This is a genomic window from Dysosmobacter acutus (assembly GCF_018919205.1).
GTDB classification, from domain to species: domain Bacteria; phylum Bacillota; class Clostridia; order Oscillospirales; family Oscillospiraceae; genus Oscillibacter; species Oscillibacter acutus.
Genome location: NZ_JAHLQN010000001.1, coordinates 2,581,755 through 2,598,744 on the forward strand (window position 1 = coordinate 2,581,755; position 16,990 = coordinate 2,598,744).

Annotated in this window: 38 protein-coding genes and 1 other RNA gene; 8 read left to right on the forward strand and 31 right to left on the reverse strand. The window is 51.3% G+C overall.

Annotated elements, in window-relative coordinates; genetic code table 11:
- Position 1: 1 nt before the first annotated feature.
- The 23 genes from KQI82_RS12445 to KQI82_RS12550 all read right to left on the reverse strand — a co-directional run bounded on the left by KQI82_RS12445 (position 2) and on the right by KQI82_RS12550 (position 8,109).
- A complete protein-coding gene (locus KQI82_RS12445; RefSeq protein ID WP_216633063.1) occupies positions 2–322 on the reverse strand; it encodes a hypothetical protein in 321 nt (106 codons plus the stop codon).
- 307 nt (positions 323–629) lie between these two features.
- Entirely contained in the window at positions 630–950 is a 321-nt protein-coding gene (locus KQI82_RS12450; protein ID WP_338149008.1) for a DUF551 domain-containing protein, read from the reverse strand.
- A complete protein-coding gene (locus tag KQI82_RS15705) occupies positions 832–1,104 on the reverse strand; it encodes a hypothetical protein (RefSeq protein ID WP_241426902.1) in 273 nt (90 codons plus the stop codon). Before KQI82_RS15705 ends, KQI82_RS12450 begins: the two co-directional genes overlap by 119 nt.
- Positions 1,097–1,285 (reverse strand): hypothetical protein, encoded by a 189-nt coding sequence (locus KQI82_RS12455; protein WP_216632006.1) that lies wholly within the window; start codon positions 1,283–1,285, stop codon positions 1,097–1,099. Before KQI82_RS12455 ends, KQI82_RS15705 begins: the two co-directional genes overlap by 8 nt.
- A 31-nt stretch (positions 1,286–1,316) precedes the next feature.
- Positions 1,317–1,565: a hypothetical protein gene (locus KQI82_RS12460; RefSeq protein WP_216632005.1), complete on the reverse strand. Its 249-nt coding sequence runs from the start codon at positions 1,563–1,565 to the stop codon at positions 1,317–1,319.
- Entirely contained in the window at positions 1,552–1,710 is a 159-nt protein-coding gene (locus tag KQI82_RS12465; protein ID WP_216632004.1) for a hypothetical protein, read from the reverse strand. The genes KQI82_RS12460 and KQI82_RS12465 overlap by 14 nt, the downstream gene beginning before the upstream one ends.
- On the reverse strand, positions 1,703–2,173 hold the full coding sequence (locus tag KQI82_RS12470) for a hypothetical protein (protein ID WP_216632003.1): 471 nt from the start codon (positions 2,171–2,173) through the stop codon (positions 1,703–1,705). The genes KQI82_RS12465 and KQI82_RS12470 overlap by 8 nt, the downstream gene beginning before the upstream one ends.
- On the reverse strand, positions 2,170–2,592 hold the full coding sequence (locus tag KQI82_RS12475) for a hypothetical protein (protein ID WP_216632002.1): 423 nt from the start codon (positions 2,590–2,592) through the stop codon (positions 2,170–2,172). Before KQI82_RS12475 ends, KQI82_RS12470 begins: the two co-directional genes overlap by 4 nt.
- Before the next feature lie 3 nt (positions 2,593–2,595).
- A complete protein-coding gene (locus KQI82_RS12480) occupies positions 2,596–2,892 on the reverse strand; it encodes a hypothetical protein (RefSeq protein WP_216633064.1) in 297 nt (98 codons plus the stop codon).
- A gap of 87 nt (positions 2,893–2,979) precedes the next feature.
- Positions 2,980–3,558: a hypothetical protein gene (locus KQI82_RS12485; RefSeq protein ID WP_216633065.1), complete on the reverse strand. Its 579-nt coding sequence runs from the start codon at positions 3,556–3,558 to the stop codon at positions 2,980–2,982.
- 93 nt (positions 3,559–3,651) lie between these two features.
- Positions 3,652–4,044, reverse strand: a complete 393-nt coding sequence (locus tag KQI82_RS12490; protein ID WP_216633066.1) for a hypothetical protein — start codon at positions 4,042–4,044, stop codon at positions 3,652–3,654.
- Complete coding sequence (locus tag KQI82_RS12495) at positions 4,041–4,217, reverse strand: hypothetical protein (protein WP_216633067.1); 177 nt, start codon at positions 4,215–4,217, stop codon at positions 4,041–4,043. Before KQI82_RS12495 ends, KQI82_RS12490 begins: the two co-directional genes overlap by 4 nt.
- On the reverse strand, positions 4,214–4,582 hold the full coding sequence (locus KQI82_RS12500) for a RusA family crossover junction endodeoxyribonuclease (protein ID WP_216633068.1): 369 nt from the start codon (positions 4,580–4,582) through the stop codon (positions 4,214–4,216). The genes KQI82_RS12495 and KQI82_RS12500 overlap by 4 nt, the downstream gene beginning before the upstream one ends.
- Positions 4,583–4,591: 9 nt before the next feature.
- Positions 4,592–5,200, reverse strand: a complete 609-nt coding sequence (locus KQI82_RS12505) for a DUF6291 domain-containing protein (protein ID WP_216633069.1) — start codon at positions 5,198–5,200, stop codon at positions 4,592–4,594.
- 12 nt (positions 5,201–5,212) lie between these two features.
- A complete protein-coding gene (locus tag KQI82_RS12510) occupies positions 5,213–5,635 on the reverse strand; it encodes a single-stranded DNA-binding protein (RefSeq protein WP_216633070.1) in 423 nt (140 codons plus the stop codon).
- Positions 5,629–5,808 (reverse strand): helix-turn-helix domain-containing protein, encoded by a 180-nt coding sequence (locus KQI82_RS12515; protein WP_241426706.1) that lies wholly within the window; start codon positions 5,806–5,808, stop codon positions 5,629–5,631. The genes KQI82_RS12510 and KQI82_RS12515 overlap by 7 nt, the downstream gene beginning before the upstream one ends.
- On the reverse strand, positions 5,780–6,139 hold the full coding sequence (locus tag KQI82_RS15955; protein ID WP_216633072.1) for an HNH endonuclease: 360 nt from the start codon (positions 6,137–6,139) through the stop codon (positions 5,780–5,782). The genes KQI82_RS12515 and KQI82_RS15955 overlap by 29 nt, the downstream gene beginning before the upstream one ends.
- Complete coding sequence (locus KQI82_RS12525; protein ID WP_216633073.1) at positions 6,127–6,465, reverse strand: hypothetical protein; 339 nt, start codon at positions 6,463–6,465, stop codon at positions 6,127–6,129. The genes KQI82_RS15955 and KQI82_RS12525 overlap by 13 nt, the downstream gene beginning before the upstream one ends.
- Positions 6,455–7,036 carry an ERF family protein gene (locus KQI82_RS12530; RefSeq protein WP_216633074.1) on the reverse strand — a complete coding sequence of 194 codons (582 nt, stop codon included), beginning with the start codon at positions 7,034–7,036 and terminating at the stop codon, positions 6,455–6,457. Before KQI82_RS12530 ends, KQI82_RS12525 begins: the two co-directional genes overlap by 11 nt.
- 14 nt (positions 7,037–7,050) lie before the next feature.
- Positions 7,051–7,245, reverse strand: coding sequence for a hypothetical protein (locus KQI82_RS12535; protein ID WP_216633075.1), 195 nt, complete (start codon positions 7,243–7,245; stop codon positions 7,051–7,053).
- A 127-nt stretch (positions 7,246–7,372) separates the two neighbouring features.
- Positions 7,373–7,552, reverse strand: coding sequence for a hypothetical protein (locus KQI82_RS12540; protein WP_216633076.1), 180 nt, complete (start codon positions 7,550–7,552; stop codon positions 7,373–7,375).
- Entirely contained in the window at positions 7,549–7,803 is a 255-nt protein-coding gene (locus tag KQI82_RS12545; RefSeq protein WP_216633077.1) for a helix-turn-helix domain-containing protein, read from the reverse strand. Before KQI82_RS12545 ends, KQI82_RS12540 begins: the two co-directional genes overlap by 4 nt.
- Before the next feature lie 96 nt (positions 7,804–7,899).
- Positions 7,900–8,109 (reverse strand): hypothetical protein, encoded by a 210-nt coding sequence (locus tag KQI82_RS12550; protein ID WP_216633078.1) that lies wholly within the window; start codon positions 8,107–8,109, stop codon positions 7,900–7,902.
- 136 nt (positions 8,110–8,245) lie between these two features.
- Here KQI82_RS12550 and KQI82_RS12555 point away from each other — a divergent pair, with 136 nt between their 5' ends.
- On the forward strand, positions 8,246–8,476 hold the full coding sequence (locus tag KQI82_RS12555; protein ID WP_216633079.1) for a helix-turn-helix domain-containing protein: 231 nt from the start codon (positions 8,246–8,248) through the stop codon (positions 8,474–8,476).
- A complete protein-coding gene (locus tag KQI82_RS12560; protein WP_216633080.1) occupies positions 8,473–8,796 on the forward strand; it encodes a hypothetical protein in 324 nt (107 codons plus the stop codon). Before KQI82_RS12555 ends, KQI82_RS12560 begins: the two co-directional genes overlap by 4 nt.
- A gap of 63 nt (positions 8,797–8,859) precedes the next feature.
- On the opposite strand, the gene KQI82_RS12565 is transcribed toward KQI82_RS12560, so the two are convergent.
- Positions 8,860–9,072 (reverse strand): helix-turn-helix transcriptional regulator, encoded by a 213-nt coding sequence (locus KQI82_RS12565; RefSeq protein ID WP_216633081.1) that lies wholly within the window; start codon positions 9,070–9,072, stop codon positions 8,860–8,862.
- Positions 9,073–9,183: 111 nt separating this feature from the next.
- Between KQI82_RS12565 and KQI82_RS12570 the strand changes: the two genes are divergently transcribed.
- Together KQI82_RS12570 and KQI82_RS12575 are read left to right on the forward strand one after the other, a co-directional pair.
- A complete protein-coding gene (locus KQI82_RS12570; RefSeq protein WP_216633082.1) occupies positions 9,184–9,384 on the forward strand; it encodes a hypothetical protein in 201 nt (66 codons plus the stop codon).
- A gap of 547 nt (positions 9,385–9,931) precedes the next feature.
- Positions 9,932–10,435 (forward strand): hypothetical protein, encoded by a 504-nt coding sequence (locus KQI82_RS12575; RefSeq protein ID WP_216633083.1) that lies wholly within the window; start codon positions 9,932–9,934, stop codon positions 10,433–10,435.
- A 65-nt stretch (positions 10,436–10,500) separates the two neighbouring features.
- Here KQI82_RS12575 and KQI82_RS12580 read toward each other — a convergent pair whose 3' ends face one another.
- Entirely contained in the window at positions 10,501–10,740 is a 240-nt protein-coding gene (locus KQI82_RS12580; RefSeq protein ID WP_216633084.1) for a toxin-antitoxin system HicB family antitoxin, read from the reverse strand.
- A 33-nt stretch (positions 10,741–10,773) separates the two neighbouring features.
- On the opposite strand from KQI82_RS12580, the gene KQI82_RS12585 reads away from it, so the two are divergent.
- The gene (locus KQI82_RS12585; RefSeq protein WP_216633085.1) at positions 10,774–10,944 is read left to right on the forward strand and encodes a hypothetical protein; all 171 of its coding nucleotides are present in this window, start codon (positions 10,774–10,776) and stop codon (positions 10,942–10,944) included.
- 232 nt (positions 10,945–11,176) lie between these two features.
- On the opposite strand, the gene KQI82_RS12590 is transcribed toward KQI82_RS12585, so the two are convergent.
- Positions 11,177–11,383: a helix-turn-helix domain-containing protein gene (locus KQI82_RS12590; protein WP_216633086.1), complete on the reverse strand. Its 207-nt coding sequence runs from the start codon at positions 11,381–11,383 to the stop codon at positions 11,177–11,179.
- A 173-nt stretch (positions 11,384–11,556) separates the two neighbouring features.
- On the opposite strand from KQI82_RS12590, the gene KQI82_RS12595 reads away from it, so the two are divergent.
- Positions 11,557–11,910: a helix-turn-helix domain-containing protein gene (locus tag KQI82_RS12595; RefSeq protein WP_216633087.1), complete on the forward strand. Its 354-nt coding sequence runs from the start codon at positions 11,557–11,559 to the stop codon at positions 11,908–11,910.
- A 437-nt stretch (positions 11,911–12,347) separates the two neighbouring features.
- Here the strand turns inward: KQI82_RS12595 and KQI82_RS15960 are convergent, their stop codons facing one another.
- On the reverse strand, positions 12,348–12,551 hold the full coding sequence (locus KQI82_RS15960) for a helix-turn-helix transcriptional regulator (RefSeq protein ID WP_420908115.1): 204 nt from the start codon (positions 12,549–12,551) through the stop codon (positions 12,348–12,350).
- A gap of 84 nt (positions 12,552–12,635) precedes the next feature.
- Here KQI82_RS15960 and KQI82_RS12605 point away from each other — a divergent pair, with 84 nt between their 5' ends.
- On the forward strand, positions 12,636–13,319 hold the full coding sequence (locus tag KQI82_RS12605) for a stalk domain-containing protein (RefSeq protein WP_216633089.1): 684 nt from the start codon (positions 12,636–12,638) through the stop codon (positions 13,317–13,319).
- Positions 13,320–13,452: 133 nt separating this feature from the next.
- Complete coding sequence (locus tag KQI82_RS12610) at positions 13,453–14,475, forward strand: site-specific integrase (protein ID WP_216633090.1); 1,023 nt, start codon at positions 13,453–13,455, stop codon at positions 14,473–14,475.
- Positions 14,476–14,631: 156 nt separating this feature from the next.
- Here the strand turns inward: KQI82_RS12610 and ssrA are convergent.
- The 4 genes from ssrA to smpB all read right to left on the reverse strand — a co-directional run bounded on the left by ssrA (position 14,632) and on the right by smpB (position 16,870).
- Positions 14,632–14,996, reverse strand: a transfer-messenger RNA (tmRNA) gene (gene ssrA, locus KQI82_RS12615).
- An 80-nt stretch (positions 14,997–15,076) separates the two neighbouring features.
- Entirely contained in the window at positions 15,077–15,835 is a 759-nt protein-coding gene (locus tag KQI82_RS12620) for an SDR family NAD(P)-dependent oxidoreductase (protein ID WP_216633091.1), read from the reverse strand.
- Between the two features lie 14 nt (positions 15,836–15,849).
- Positions 15,850–16,380 carry a peptidylprolyl isomerase gene (locus KQI82_RS12625; protein ID WP_216633092.1) on the reverse strand — a complete coding sequence of 177 codons (531 nt, stop codon included), beginning with the start codon at positions 16,378–16,380 and terminating at the stop codon, positions 15,850–15,852.
- Positions 16,381–16,396: 16 nt separating this feature from the next.
- Positions 16,397–16,870, reverse strand: a complete 474-nt coding sequence (gene smpB, locus KQI82_RS12630) for an SsrA-binding protein SmpB (RefSeq protein WP_338148979.1) — start codon at positions 16,868–16,870, stop codon at positions 16,397–16,399.
- Positions 16,871–16,990: the final 120 nt, after the last annotated feature.

The window sequence follows — 16,990 nt, forward strand, 5'->3', positions numbered from 1 at the left end:
ATCATTTGCGCAATTCCGGCTCTATGGTGATCCCTGTTTCCTCCTTCAGGGTTCCGTGAATATCTTCAATGGACACATAGCCTTTTTCAAAGCTGTCGTACAGTTCAAGAACTGCGTCAGTGAACCGCTCACATCGAACCGGGCCGAAACCGAACTTGTCATGAAGCACCATCACCGGTAAGCCAAGCATCATAGAAAATGCCAGATTTGCCGCATCTCTGGATGCATCCCGCTTCATCTTCTGAATATCGGACGCCTTGATATTCCATACAGCTTCTTTCTTGACTGCAGCGCCCTTCCTTCGTCTTTCCGCCCGATTCACCGCGTTCCCTCCTGGGCCTCCCGCTTGGCCCGCTCCACGTCCGCGCGGCTTGCGGGCCGACGGCGGGGGTTAACCTTCTTTTTCATGCGCCAGCAAACCCTTCCCCCATCTTGGGGTCTCGGAATTTCATTTCAGCACCAGCTTCCCATCCTTCATATTTTGAAAATGTGCGCCACAGTGCCGGCAAGTATCAGCTTTTCTGGAAACCTTATTCCCACAATGACCGCACTGGCACCACGTCCGCCCTGTTATGGGATTGTCCCAAAGGTATTTCATGCACCCAATGGAACCGCTGGGCTTGTACTGCTTATCCATGGTCGTCCTCCTTCGGCGGCTCCGGCAGGGGCATCCAGTGGGTGACGATAGTCCCTAACGCATCCCGCCACGCAAAGCCACTCATCCGATACCAGCTTTTTGCGCTTGTCCGATATGCCTCACCAACAAATGTGCCGTCTGTGGCAAGTACACGCTCTCCGCATCCCGGCAGTCTTTCCTTGACGCTGATCCACTTACTTATCGTGGCGCTCCTCCTCTCCCTCCGGCAGGTCCATACGAGTGCCGCAGTTGGGACAATAGTTTCTCGGAATATTATAGTCTGTTCCCCAGTTACATTCAGAGCATTGCTTATCAACCCCGCCTCTGAAGGCAATCCACCGCCCGTGTACCACCGGCACTGCGTCCACGGCGGGAAACTTCGCTATTTCCTTCATAATGTCTAACGGCTCGTCCTGCTTGCTGAACAAATGTGCTAAAAGCGCCTCCCGGCTGATCAGGTCATCCATGTTGGGAATCCTTCCGGAGCACGTCAGCTTCTTCAAAAATATCATTGAGGCTCTTTCCGCTTTCGAGAGCCAAAATTGCGTTATTTAGCTGCTCTTTCCCAATTTCGATTTGAATTGGAATTGCGGCGTTGCAAAGGTTATACTGTGCGTTATACAAAACTTCCATAATTGTAAGGCTCATTATTTTCCCCTCCCCCGGCTCAGGCCGGACGTTATGTTTCGCTCAGCGGGCGGCCACAGATTGGGCAAAACGCTGGCGTGTAGACCGTACCGCTGGAATCGCAATCTCCGCAGGCATTAATGTACGGGTAATCATCCAATTCTTTTCGGCAGAAATCGCACCCCTTCTCCCGCTCCTGCTTCTCACGGAGGGCGGCAAGGGCAACCTTGTCGGATTCCGTGCAAATTCCGCTGCCTGCCATGCGCTCAAAGGCTATGACCGCTTTCTCAATCTCCGTCATGCTCCGCTCCTTCCTGGGATGCCAGCTTATCGGATGCCATTAACAACAGCGATTTTACTTGACAGCCATAATTGCATCTGTCACAATTTTCCGCCCACCAGCGCAGGCGTTCGGACAATGTCATATCGGTGTAGTCCTTATCCATTCTCTCCACCTCCCAAAGCCGCCTCTGCCTCGGCGCGGGTAAGAAAAACGGTTTTGCCAATTGATGTTGCCCCAAAAGAGGCCTTGTAGGGATGTCCGCTTTTCCAGATTCCATCTACAGAGAATTTGACTTCTCCCTTTTTGGTCAACCTGTGCGTTTTTACCCGACACTCAATAATTTCTTCCACTTTGAGATTTGCTGTCCACCAGCAGGAATCGGTTAGAACAAATACCGTCTCACCACATGAAGGAATTTTGCACCGTCCCTCCTTCTCCGCCTTGACCAGCTCTGCGGCGCGGGGAAGATCGGCAAACGGGATGGCGTCCTCGTAGGCGGCGAGGCGGTCAATCACATCTTGCACACGCTCACACGGAGCATCAGCGAATGGGCATCGTTCAGACGAACAGTCGTCATCAGTGCAAATTGCATGGCATCCATCGTGCCACATGGTCAATCTATTCATTTCGACCCTTTCCTGCTTGGCATCAATAAGGCAGAAACAATATCAACCCCTCTATGCACGCGCATGATAACCATGTTGTAGCTAATCCCGTACTCAATACACCACGCTTTTAGGGTCTGTGTTTTTCCGTTGATGGTAACTCTTCTTGCCTGTGTTGTGTTTTCTCGTTGCTCTGAAAATGGAATCCAACGGCAATTACTCGGCTCATATCCCCGCAGAACATCAATTCTATCAATAGTCAAATTATCGTCATATCCGTTTTGCTTAGCCCATATCTCAAAGTTTCCATATGTCTGCCATTCATCGCAGACAGTAATGCCTTTTGCCCCATAATATTTATAATCAGGCCTATTGCGATTGTAACAACGTGCTTTCATATTTTTCCAAACGACATATAGTCTTGTTTTGTTGACGTTCATCGTCTATTCCTCCTGCGCGGGCTGGGCGAGCCATTTCAGTCCAGCTGCCACGCAATACTTGCTAAGCGGCCCGTCCAACTCCATGGCATGGCATGTGCCGCCTTCTTTCAACTGGTCGCACTCTTCACACCAGTCTGCGGTACAAAGCAATTCCGCAAGCTCCTCGTCGCTCATGGCCCGGATGCGGTCGCCGTTGGTGGGATAATACCCAAGCTCTTTGCGACGGCGTTTGCAGGGTTTCCCATCTGGATTGAGGGCGCATCCAGCATAGCCTGGGCAATTATTACATATAGCGCTCATGGTTTTTCCTCTCCTTCCAAGCCACCTGCGGGCCGCGCCGCGTATTATGCAGATGCCGGTAGTCCCTGATTTTGTCTTTGGCGTTCATCAGATTGCCTCCTCACATTTGCCTGCCCATTGCTCTGCCATGGCAGTAGCTATACCTGAATAGGTTCTGCTTCGCAGTTTCGCCCGGTCAGGTCCGGGCGGCATACGCCATACGCGGGCAGTTCTACCATCCACAATGTTTGTCGGCTGCAACAGCGGCAATCCCTTCAGCCACAGGCAGGTTGCCTTTGTTTCTCCGTGCCCGAATTGCCATGGCTGGACGATCTGGTCTGGTTTTCTCCAGTATGTAGACATAATTCCCACAGGGTTCTCAATGGCGATCCTGTCACAATCTGCGTCTGCAAATGCCATGAAAAACTCAATTCCCCGCTGTTGCCGTCCATCTTTTCGCTTTTCCTCAAAGTATCTGGCCCCGGACACTGCAAGGTGTGTGCATGGTGGAAATGCCAGGATCATGTCCCACTTCATTTTCAAAAGCTCAAGAGCATCCACCTGTAAATGCCACTCAGGGTGTCCCCCGGAGCATGGCTCGAGGTCGCAGCTGTACGCCTCATGCCCCAGTTTCCTCAGCTCAATCGTTACCGCCTGTGACTCTTCACAAGCCACTAATATTTTCACAGGTCCCTCCACGTCTGGAGGTGAGCGCTCATTATCCCGGGAGCCTCCTGTGTTATTTTTTGTATTGTCTATTCATTTTGGCTGAGGGGCCCCTCATCCCCTCTCAAACATCGGGCAGTGTAGGATTTGCACATACTCTTTTCCGTTGCGCTGATATCTCCGCACCGTCCATCCTGGGACCTCCCGAAACCAGGCGTCAATCGTCCACGGGCAGCCGTGGCCCCGGTTATCCGACACAGCATGGACGCAGTCAAAGCAGAGGTTGGCACTGGAGGCGTGGTATGCGTCGTTGCAGCGCGTCTCCAGCCTCCCCTGTGCCCGCAGCTCCTTGCGGATTTTGCAAAGGGGCGGCAGGCCAAGCTTTTGGCGGTACGTCCGCACCGTCTGCGCCGACACACAGGCCAGCACGGACACCTCTTCCGCCGACTTCCCCGCCAGCGTCAGCGACCGGATGCGCTCTATGGTTTCCTGCTCAATCGGCTTCACCTGATCCACACCACCTTGTACTTGCTGACAGGGTTCCCGCCGTGCCGGATTGCGCGGAGAACCCCGGTCACGTGGACATGCCGTAGACTGGCAAGCTCATAGGGGCTGTCCGCCACGGCAAGGGGCAGCTCAAAGTGGTCTTTTGTGACTTCCATGTATACTGGCCGTCTCATTGGCAAGCCTCCGTGATCTCGATCTCCACCCTCGGATTCTCCTTGTCGTAGCGAACCCTGCTCCCGTCATGCGAGGTCACGATTCCGCTGTGATCGTCCTGGATGACGCCGTAGTGGACCAGGATGTCACAGGTGGCCTCCAGCAGGTTTGTCAGGTCCACCTTACCGTGGGTGGGCATGTAGTACAGGCAGCGGATGTTGACCGGGAAGGAAATCGCCGTCCACTTGCATGGGATGAAATATCCCGCCCGCTCCTGATACTCTGCAAACTGTTTGGAAGGCACTGGGAATGTCCTCCCTCCGCTCTGCACCAGCCGCATGGAGTTTTTCTTTGTAATCGGCCTTCCTGGTATGGTTATCCTCATTGCGCTCCCTCACTTCAGGTATCGCGCCAGCTCTGCGGCGCCTCTGTGTTCAGGCGGCTTTTCTCCCGCAAGTTCATCCTCCCATCTCCCCTGGTTCAGCCATGTGGCGGGATTGGGGATGTACTGGCCATTGTCCCTACTCCATTGGTCGCTGCACTTCTGCCGGTCAATAGCCGACAGGAGTGTTTCAACAGGCGCATTTACCCTGCCGAACGCTTTCTTAGCAGCCGCTTTTCCAACTTTCTTCGGATACGCAGACCAGAACCGTTCAAATGCCCCCTTGGGGGCTATAGGGGGAGAACATTCGTTCTCTACCTCTTTCTCCCCCTCTTTCTCTTTCTTGCTTAGAGTTTGCTTCCGCTTTGCTTTTTGTTTGCTTCCAGTTTGCTTCGCTTCACCGCCTGTCTTCCCATTGGATGCTTTCCTCCAACCGCTGTCAAGTGTTGGTTTTACAAGGGTAAACACGGTTTCAGCGATCGGCGACATAGCTTCAGGCTCCATGCCGTCCAGCGCATAGCCGCAGATTGCAAGCAGTATTTCGGCCTGTTCTTCTGCTCCCAATCGTCGGATCGCCTCATAGTAGGAGCGGTAGAATGTGAACTGCGCCCGTTCGTTCATGGTCCCACCGCCTTAAAAAGGAAGCCGGCCGTCTTCAGGAATCTCAACAAAATCGGAATGGGCGTCCACCGGAGAAGCGGCGGAGCTGCGTCCGGAAGGGGGCTCTCCGCCCTCCCGCTTGGAATCACCGAAATAGACGTTGTCGGCCACCACCTCCGCAGAGGTACGCCTGCCGCCCTCCTTGTCCGTCCAGGTGCGAATCTGAAGCCTGCCCTCCACCACGGCCATGCGGCCCCTGGCAAAGTACTGGCTGACGAACTCCGCCGTACCGCGCCATGCAACGATGTCGATGAAGTCGGTTTCCTTCTCGCCGCTCTGGTTCTTGAAATCACGATCCACAGCGATCCGGAAGGAAGTCACCGCAGTCCCTCCCTGGGTCCTGCGCAGCTCCGGGTCCGCGCACAGCCGCCCTTGCAGCAAAATCCGGTTCAACACTTCAAATCGCCCTCCTTTGTGATGAACGATTTGAGCTCGTCCGGGCTGTAGTATACCCGCGCCCCGATATGCACAGCGCGGATTTTCCCCGCGCCTCTCAGTTCATCCAGCGTGTCAACGCTGATGCTCAAAGCCTGCGCAGCTTCACCGCGCGTCATCAACAGCTTCTCCATAGTCCATTCCTTTCTTGTAAATCATGTCTGCACGGTTCCAGTCCGGGTAGAAGCCTTTGAGGTATGCCACCAGGTAGCAGTACAGGCTTTCTTGCGTTGTACCCGCGCCATACCCGCTCAAATTCGCTCCCTCGTCATATGCCCGATGGCAGCTCCGGCACAGCGTCACAACGTTCCGCTCAGTCCCGAGACCGCCCTGGCTTCGCCGCACGACATGGGCAACCGGCTCCCCATACGGAGAGCGGCACAGGACGCAGCACCCGTTGTCGCGCAGGAATACGGCTCTCTTGACCGCCGGAGAAATTGAGGTGTACTTTGTCATTTTGTGCATCCGGACCACTCCCTCTGTACCTGGGCATCCAAAATGCGGATTTGAAGCTTGTAGGAGTTGATCGCCTCCATCGCGGACTTGTAGACCACCTCCGCGCAGTCCCGCTCAAACCGCAGTTTTGCGATCTCCCGGTCTCCCCGGCAGATGTCGGAGATGATAGTCACCGGGGTCCCCTTTTCACGCTCTTCCATCGTCTTTTTTGCGAGGGCCACCCGGTAGCTGCGCTCCGTCTGCGCATAGGTCTGGCCGCGCTTGCCCACCTCTTTGATCGCCGCATCCAGCAGGCGGGTCTTGGAGCCAATCTCCGTAATCAAATCAGCCTGCATTGTTCTGCTCCTTCTGTGCGGTCTTCATGCAATCGGCGCACAGGCAGGCGCCAAAATGCCGCTTGCTGTATTTCTCCATATCCTCCACTTCCCAGGTTTCGCCGTTGCGCTTTGTCACCGGGTAGAGGAAGCTCCCGCACCGCTCACAGAGGATTTCATGCTGCGCTTGCGCCTTTTGCTGGACCTCGGTGTAGCTGTTTGTGTCCGCGTCCCTGGTGTCGTCGATGCAGAACAGACCGTTCAGGGCGTATTTCCTGGCGTAGCTGGACGCTGTGCCGGTGATCTGGCTCTCGTCCATCCCTTTCTTGCTCTCCGCCTCCCGGGCGTATGCGCTGTTTGTCATCTCCGCCTCGCTCTCCGTATCCCGCAAGGCGGCAGTCGCGCGTATGTAATACCGGGCGTCCAGCTGGATCATCTCATCCGAGATCGTCAGCACCAGACCGTACTTTTTCAAAAGAGGCTTCACCGCCTCCAAAATATCCTCGCAGGAGCGGTAGCGGTATCCGCCGAATTTGTTGGTTTGCCCCTTCGGCGCCTTCAGCTCCGCCTGTACCGCGGATACCCGTTTCATGAATCCTTCCACTTTTACACCTCCACAATTGCCGCGCCCACAGCGCGGGCAAAGTCCTCTGTATTACGCTCCAGGTATTCCTCGGCCTCGGACAGAAAGCACTCCCTGCAAAGGACACGGCCATTGGATACGTAATACCGCTCGCAGTCCTCGTACTTATTGGGGTTGATCTCGCTGCCGCACTCTTCACAGTGTGGGTATCTTCTCATGGTGTTTCTCTCCTTCAGGCATTTCTTACGCAACGCCGCCCAGTACTGGCAAAACCATTTGTTCCACTCCGTGCAATGGTCCTTGCAGCTCTTTCTCCGGCAGCGCCTGCACGGCTTGTCCATATGCTCACTCCCAGTCCTTTGTCACAAACACCGCCTCGCAGACCTGCTCCCCCACGCTCTGGCCTGTCCACTCGCTGTTGGCCTTGCCGGCTAACAGCAGCGCGATCAGGATGGTCAGGATAGCCGTCACGATGATCCGCTGCTCCTGTTTGCGCCGCCGGCGCTGTTCTCTCGTTTGCTTCATCTTGAACCCCTCACGATCTGCCGCAGGTCATCAACATCAAACCGTAGCACCCTGTCCAATCTTGTTAAATCCGCAAGAGTCCAAGTGCCGTTTCGCATTTTCGCGCTGAGTGTAGTCCTGTTAATGCCGGCCATCTCCGCCAAGTCCTTTTGGCTTTGAATGTCCCGCTCTCCCCTTTTAGCGTTGATGACGGATCGAATGGTTTTTGCCCGTTCTTCCGCCGGGTCCCGCCCAAGTTTTACCTTTGGCATATGTTCCTCCTTGATTTTTGGCCCCTGGAGCGTTATAATCCTCTCAAAGAGCCTTTTCGTGTTGATTTAGGTTCTGCCCCGTCTGATGTTCCAGCATCAGGCGGGATTTTTTTCTCCATCTGCCGAAATCAACAGCATCCCCCTTTCTATTTTGGCCTTCTTGACTTTTGCATTCAGAATCTTCCCGTGCCCATCCATGAAAACAATCAGCGTGTACTGGTCTTTCCCGCCGCTTCCATCCGGGTACTTTGCTCCTGATGTGTGGTCGCCTACAATGATGTCCTGCAATAAGCTGTTGATTGTCATTGCGTTGTCCCTCCTTTTATAGTGCTCGATTAGAGCACTATTCTTGTCGTTATTATAGTGCTCGTACTGCGCACTGTCAAGTGCTTTTTATAAAGTGTACAATATGAACACCAAAGAATAACGGGAGGGCTTGCAAATGACTTTTGGAAAGCGTCTAAATGAAACCAGAAAATCAAAGGGATTTACGGCCCAGGCGATGGCTGATTTACTTGAAATTGGTTTGCGTTCATACAGGGCCTATGAAAGCGACGATCGGGAACCGTCCTTTTCTGTCTTGGTCAAGATTGCTGACTGTTTTGATGTTTCTACGGATTATTTGCTGTGCCGGGATGGGTTTCTCGCAAAGCATGAGAGGGAATTAAAATGAATAACTCCAGAAAAGAAATGGAAAAAAACATGAGACACGTCCTTTCTCTGCTCGATAACACTGCCGAACTCCCACATCTTAGCGATACCGAACGATATGCTCTCAAGCAATGCCAGGAAAAGGGATATGTTGAAGGTCTGCGGGTTTCCACAATGGAAAGTGGGCGGGTTGTCGTCGATTACGCTCATCCGCGACTTACAATCGACGGCCTTAAATTTCTGTATCCATATAAGGACTGGAAATTCGTAACGCCAACGGTAATCGCTATTATTGAACTAATCGTAATTATCATACAAACCATCCAAAACGCAGGATGCTGATAAATAAGAAAACCGCATTCACAACTGTAATGACTAATAAAAATTTGTCGTGTTTGGTCATGTCTACTTCCTTTCGTTTCCTTGCGAAAGAACCTCTCGCAAGACACGCTGATTGACGCCGAACATATCCTCAAGCCTGTCCCATATCTCAATACTTCCGAGCCGCTCACCGCTTTCCAACGCCTTATAGTATCGCTCGTGGACACCCAGCTCATCCGCCATAGCCTGCTGCGTCATGCCCTTGGCCTTCCGGGCGGCTCTTAGGTTCTCCCGCATATTGGACTCCTCTCTGCCCTGTCTGGTGTTGGCGCACTGGACAGGACGCTTTTTATTTGACTTGCGCCCTTCATTTACCTTTGATAAAATATTGGAAAAGGAGGTGGTTGCATGAATGAAATTACAATTTCCGTTAAGGAACTTTATCAAAAGGCTAAAGATATGATGGACGATGGTATGGAGTTTGTTACTTTGTCCCTATTTGAACCAGATAATTCTGCTGGAATTCCTGCTTGGGTCGGGTTTGTAGCAGGCAGCCCGGATCTATCATCTGGCATAGATTATGAGGACATTGAATCCGTTGAACCTTAATCATCTGTTTGTTCTTGCCCCGTCAGGTCGCACCCTGGCGGGGATTTTCTTTTCCTATTTCGTGCGCTCTCTTTCTGCTTATTTGGCAGTATAAAAAAGCAAACACAAGACGATTACTCCTAAACACTGCCCAGACACCGCCAAGGCAATGTTTGCTTTTTTACATCCAACCACGGATAATGCAAGGGCAACACACCCCAGTACAGCCCACATTGGATTCATAAGCTGAGTTTGAAAGCATACGCGACCAAAAGGCCAAGGATGAACGCCAGCAACGATTTCAAAATAAGGTTTCTGTAGCATCTGTACTTATACCGACGGCAACTTTTGTCTTGGGCCTCGTAGTAGAGCATTATGCTGGATTTATCTCTGCGCTCTCTGACCTCTTTGGGTGGGGGTCAAATAGCCTGTCCATCCACTGATAGATTTTCAGCGTGCTCTCCTCCTTTCATGCGCTGTCCTTGCTGGCTCCGGTAGATCCAAAATTTCACGGGTAGTCTGGACGGTTCGAGCTATGCATGGTAAACTTTGTTTGAGGTGATTTTATATGCCAACTTGGCTTTCCATACAAAATGTAACTTTTGCGATTGCGTTTGCCGGATTCGCAATGTCTCTGTTTAACTTTGCAGAAAACCGGATATCTCACATGCGCCGTTTAGACATAAAAGTAAAGTATGTTTTAAAGGAATCCGGGATGTTGCTGCTGATTGTCGAATTTGTGAATAAGTCGTGGCTGGGCATTTCTATTACGAGTGCTGCGTTTTATGATAATGACGTGGAACACAAGTTCGGGGAAATCAGCACTATGGTTTTTACATATGCTCATCCGGATTTGTCTGGAAAGGCCGGAGAACGCACACAGAAATTCCCAATCAAAATTGAGCCGCTAAGTGCCGTTCAACTCTTTATGGAAACAGACAAATGGAACCCTACGCTTCCGGGTTCGTATGATTTTCGTCTCGGGACGAGTCGTGGTCCCATTCGCGGAACATCTCTCGCTCTATCTGCCGATCTCGCAGATTGGAAATTGCTGTTAAAACACCTAAAATGATTGAAGATATACCAAGAATAAGCGATGCAATTTGTATCGGGCTCATATGTTTTACTCTCCTCCTTTCATGCGCTGTCCTTGCCTTGGTTCTCTTTTGCCCAGTCCCAAAGGATTTGCAGGACAAGGGCGTTTAAAGAAACTCCCATCCTTTTTCTGGTTGTTTCAAGTTGATGTTTAAGTTCCTTAGTGATTCGGAGTGTAAACCGCTCCGTTTCATTTGTCATATTATTGACACCACCTTTCATATGCATAATAGCACGTCTGCTTTCTGGTGTCAATACGGTGTCTTTACTTTTTTTCTTCATGGTGTCATAATGACATTTAAAGGAGGATTTGCTATGAAGAAAAATGACCCCTTTACCCGTGACGATCAAACCCGTTTTACCATGCGAATCAACTCCGAGTTGTTGGAGCGCATAAAGGTTGAAGCAGATAAAAACAAGCGTTCAACAGCGAAAGAGATTGAGTTCATCCTGGAGCGATACGTTGCAACACTTCCCACAGAATAAACATCACAAGATCATGAAGCGTAATTCCCCGTCTGTCCGCCTCCCGCTGTAGCTGCTCCTTCAGCTCACCGGGCAGGCGGATTGTCGTCTGCTCGCGATCCATGCTCTCTCCTCCTTTCATGCGCTGTCCTTGCCTTGGTTCTCTTTTGCCCAGTCCCAGTGGTATCTTGGCTTTCATCATTCATCTATTTGGCCGTCTGAGTTGCAATCCATTTTCCCACTTTTGGGAATTTTAGAATAAAAAAATATTACACTTCTCATTTGGATCTGTAATGCCAAGGGCGCTACAAATTCGGGACACTTCATCAGTGTCAAACTTCTTCCGACCATTTATTTTTGCGTTAAGGGAGTTTACGCTCATTTTTACTTTTGGTGCAAGGCTTTGCTGGCTATAGCCAGCCGCTGCAATTTTCCCCTTAAGCAGGTTTGCGTTGACCAAGACGGCCACACCTCCTTTTGATATCTATTTCCCACTTTTGGGAACACCCATATCATACTACGTTGTTAGAATGCTGTCAACCCACTTTTGGGAAATATTTTTTTAAATTTGCCTTTGCTTGTTGCAAAAGTGGGAAACCTATGATATATTCTGAGCATCGGAGGGAAAACAATATGGAAAGAATAGCCGACAGATTAATGGCCGCTATGAGGGCAGCCAACACAACATATGTTGAATTGGCAGATCGAACCGGAATTTCAAAATCTGCATTGCAACGCTATGCAACAGGAGAAACGGAGAAAATACCACTCGATAGACTGGAATCCATTGCAGACGCGCTTAACGTGTCAGCTGCTCACTTGCTTGGCTGGGATGAAAACAATCCCCCCGCCCAAGTAGACGAGGGGATTTGGAAAACAATCTGCGCAGATAGTGCCAAGCTGAGATTGGTTACGTGGATTGCTACTTTGGATCAGGATACGTTTCGTCGCATGGAAAAAATCCTTGATGCTGCATTTGATGTATAAACCAATCAAGTTGTTCATCATCTAAACGGCTGATTTTTTCAATGACTCTTGAAATATCCTCCTCGCTTGGCATATAAGTACCCTTTTCCGGGGCGCTCGTATGTACCTCGCTGTGGAGCAATTCACCACAGCAGTTCTCTTGTTCCAGCTTCATCCAGTTGCTCCTCCTCAAATCGAATATTTGTTCCATTCAGTGAGGATAGTATAACACCAAGATGCTTGGGATTCAATAGGGTGTTTTTCAAAATTGTTGTTGCATTTTTTGTCTAAAATTCGAGGTTTTCTGGCACATTTTTCCTCACTTGTTCTGATTATATAATGAACTTATTGAATGTCGAAATTACGCGAATTTTGTAATTTCCGGTAAGCCGGAATTTTGCCATTGATTTGCAATGCTTTCAGGCTGTACCCAACAGAAAAGCTCCGCCGAAACGGAGCTAATCGGGCCATAATTCATCAACAGTACAGAGCAGCGCGTGTGCGATTCGCTGAGCCGTCTTAACCCGTGGCTCCCCTCCCTGCTCTACATCGCTGATTGTACTGACGGGTACACCGCTTTTTGCAGACAACTGATCCAACGTAATCCCCATCTCCTGTCTGCGTTGCTTTACTTTGTTTTTGACCATCGGCTTCCTCCACATGCGTTTTGTGGTAGGTTGCCCAGGTTGAACTATTGTATCCAAGCCGTTGGAGAGCGGTAAAAAATAAAATGGAGGAAAGAGAAAATGAAACGAGAAAGAACAAAAGGATTTATCTCCGGCGTACTCACTTCCCTACTGTTGGTTGTATTGGTTGTGACCGCAGTCGCCCAGACAGGCACCATCCAAAAGACACTTGAGTACAAGAATATTAGTGTCACTCTTGATGGAAAGAAATTGGATCTGAAGGATGCAAAGGGAAACCCTGTGGAGCCGTTTATGTTTGATGGGACCAACTATTTGCCGGTCAGAGCCATTTCCGAGGCGCTTGGGTTGAATGTTGCTTGGGATGGAAGCTCAAATACTGTTGTTTTGAAAACTCCCGGTTCTGCCTCAACTACTCCGACACAGACCAACACGGACGGGCTTATTGTCGATAAGGAAAATATCAAAATCTATTATCATGGCATCAGCACAAGTGATTCCTACATGGGCGGATACGGCATCAAGCTCAAAATCGTAAACGACAGCAATCGTGATGTCATGATTCAGGTCAGGAACCTTTCTGTAAACGGAATTATGACGGACTCCATTTTCTCTTGTGACATTGCTGCTGGAAAGACTGCAATTGATGAAATTACACTTTATCAGAGCGCCCTTGATAAAAATTATATAACCACTATTGACAATGCAAGTTTCAAGTTTATTGCGCTCGATGGTGATACGTGGGATACCATTTTTGAAACAAGTGAGATCACTGTGAGTAAATAAAATTTATCCCTACTAAGTATGGAAAAGTAAGCCCGCCCCTGGTATTGTGAGTACCAGGGGCGGGTATAAGGGCAGTAAGCTTTGTGGGCCTCGCTGCCCTTCCATTTTATCAAAGATGGGAGGAGGATGCAATTTGAAGATTCCAGAGCCAAAAAAACTTTCATCTGGGAAATACCGTATCCAAGTGATGGTGGACGGCAAGCGCACCGGCAAGACATTTGCCACGCCGGAGGAATGCATCTACTGGGCCAGCGGTATCAAAACAAAGAGTATCGAAAACGATAAATCGCCAAGGAGAATCACTGTCAGCGAGGCGGCAGACCGATATATAGAATCAAAGGATGCAGTCTTGTCTCCCTCTACCATTGCCGGCTATAAAAAAATCAAGAAAAACCTAATGGGCCCTATCAGCAGCACATCCCTCCCCGATCTGACGCAGGAGAAAATTCAACACTGGGTAAACGGATTAGTCAAGTCTGGAAAATCCGCAAAAACAATTGCAAACGCCCACGGCTTTCTTAGTGCAATTCTGAGCGAATATAAGCCCAGCATGGCGCTTAAGACCACTTTGCCGCAAAAGGTAAAGGCTGATATTCATATCCCGTCAGAGGGCGAAATAAAGGCCATTGTGGAAGCAAGCAGGGGAACTCGATACGAACTGCCTATCATCCTCGCGCTCTGGCTTGGTTTAAGGCAATCTGAAATTTTGGGATTAGAGTGGAGCGACATCGACGGAGATTACCTTCATATACGCCGTGCGATCGTTATGGGTGAAAATGGCCCGGTAGAAAAGGGGACTAAGACATATAGCGGAACGCGGAGAATCCATCTGCCCGACCCTATCAAGACTTTGATCAATGCGCAGCCTAACAAGGGAACCCATATTGTCCCTTTGACTGGAAAGGCCATTTACAGCGGGTTTAGCCGAATTTGTGAAAAAGCAGGGACCCCTCATTTCAGGTTCCACGACCTGCGGCATATGAACGCATCAATCATGCTTGCGGAAGGGATACCGGATAAATACGGGATGAAGCGTATGGGTCATGCTACAAACAATATGTTGAAAACGGTATATCAACACACGATACGTGAGAGGGAGATTGAATATGATGCAAAAATCGACAGTAAATTTGAGGAGCTTTTTAAACCGGATTGATCCGGTTTTTTGTGTGCAATTTCGTGTGCAAATTTTGGATAAATTTTGCACACGAATGCTATTTTAAGCATATAAAAAGCAAAATCAGAAAACCAGCAAACCATTGAAAATAAAAGAAAAATCCCTGAAACCGTTGTGGGTTCAGGGATTCTTTTTTGGTGGAGGTGGGGGGAGTTGAACCCCCGTCCGAAAGCACTTTGACAGGACTTTCTCCGGGCGCAGGCGGTTATTTTGGAAGTCTTTCTCTTCCCGTTCCCCTTCCCGGCGGCAAGCCGCCACGCCGTCAGGTCAGGTGAGCTTCATGATGTGTGGCACAGGCAAAGCTTACTGTACTCACATTTACCGCTAAACGACGCCCTTCCGGACCCGCGGTCCTGTCCGGTCGGACGGCTGCCTTTAGTTAGGCAGCAACAGCAACAGTGTTGTTGTTCTTTAATTTATAAAATGCCCATTTTAAGGATGTTAGGCGCATCCGCCCGCTTATCCAGCCTCCATACCCCCGTCGAAACCGGTACACCCCCATATCTGGTGTCGGTTGGGGAAACGCTTACAGGCGCCGCCGCACGCCGCGAAGTGCGCGGCGGCGCTGTGCATGAATTGATCAGGTCTTGGCAATTTTTGCAACTATCTGCTCCGGCAGCACCTTTGCCGCCAGCCGGTAGAACTTATAGAAAGCCCTGGGCGTGTAAATGGTCCGCCCGGCCCGGGCCGCCCGCAGCGCGCCCGCCGCCACCCGCACCTGGTCGCAGTAGGGCAGGGTTTCAAACATCCGGGAGTTGCCGGTGATTCCGCCCAAGGTGAGAAACTCCGTCTCCATGGGTCCAGGGCAGACCGCCGTGGCGTGGATGCCCTTCTTGCGCAGCTCCTCGCTGATCCCAACGGTAAACCGGGAGACGTATGCCTTGCTTGCGGAGTAGACCGTCATCCTGGGATTGACGCAGAACGACGCGATGGACGACACGTTGAGAATGCGCGCTCCCGCCTTCATATAGGGCAGCACCAAATTGGTCACAGCGGTCAGGGCGCGGACATTGAGGTCCACCATGCGGGTCTGAGTCTGGGTGGGCATCTCGCCCACGTTGCCCAAATAACCGCAGCCGGCGCAGTTGATCAGCAGCGTCACATTGGGCTGATCCAGCCGCAGCTTTTCCTCCAGATAGGCAAAACTGGCCCCCTCGCACAGGTCCAGGGGAAGGATCTCCACCTGAAGCTCCGCCAGCGCGTCCTGGACAGCCTCCAGCCGCTCCCGGCGGCGGGCAATCAGCCAGACGCACTCCACATTGGGAAACACATCCGTGAACTGCCGCGCAAACTCCTGGCCCAGGCCGGAGGATGCGCCGGTGATAATCGCGGTTCTCATAGAGCGTTCACTCCTTACTTCTTTTCCGGCTGGGGATACTCCACGCCCTGGGTGTCCACACGGATGGACTGGATCACCACCGGCTCCTTGGGTTTGTCGTTCCAGTCCGTCTTCACCTCGGAGATCCGGATGGCCTCCTCCACCCCTTCAAATACCTGGCCGAACGCGGCGTACTGCCCGTCCAGATGGGGTGCGGGGGCAACCATAATAAAAAACTGGCTGCCGGCGGAGTCGGGCTGCATGGCCCGGGCCATGGAGAGCACGCCGGTGACGTGCTTGAGGTCGTTTTCCGCAAACCCATTGCCGGAAAATTCCCCGCGGATGGAGTATCCGGGGCCTCCCATGCCGTTGCCGTTGGGGCAGCCGCCCTGGATCATGAATCCGGGGATCACCCGGTGGAAAATCAATCCGTCGTAAAACCCTCCGTTGGCCAGGTCGATGAAGTTGCTGACCGTGTTGGGCGCCTTCTCCGGATACAGCTCCGCTTTCAGCACTTTGCCGTTTTTCAGCTCAATGACAGCGATGGGGTTCTTTCCTTCAGACATTGTTCTACGTCCTTTCTCAGCGATTTCTCTCTTTGACCGCGCGGTCCATCTCACGGCCCGCTTCCCGCCTGGCCAGGGCCTCGCGCTTATCATAGTTCTTCTTGCCGCGGCAGAGGCCCACCTCTATTTTCACCCGCGCGTCCTTGAAATAAACGGACAGCGGGACCAGAGCGTAGCCGTCCTGCTTCACCAGAGCGTGGAGCTTACGGATTTCCCGCTTATGCATCAACAGCCGCCTGGGCCGCACCGGGTCCTTATTGAAGATGTTTCCCTTTTCATAGGGAGAGATATGCATGGAGTGGAGCCACATCTCCCCTTCCTTGACAGTGCAGTAGGCGTCTTTCAGGTTCAGCGTGCCTGCCCGGATGGACTTCACCTCCGTGCCGGAGAGCTCGATGCCCGCCTCGTACCGGTCCTCCACAAAATAGTCGTGGAATGCCTTTCGGTTCTGCGCCGCGATCTTAATTCCCTTTTTTTCCGTGAGGACCACCTCTTCTCCCCTGCAAGTGGATGATAGTATACCATACTCCCCTCTTGCTTTCAAGCGGGAGAATTGGATTGGATTTTTCGGCGCCGTATGATATAATTGCCACAGGATTACACAGTCCAA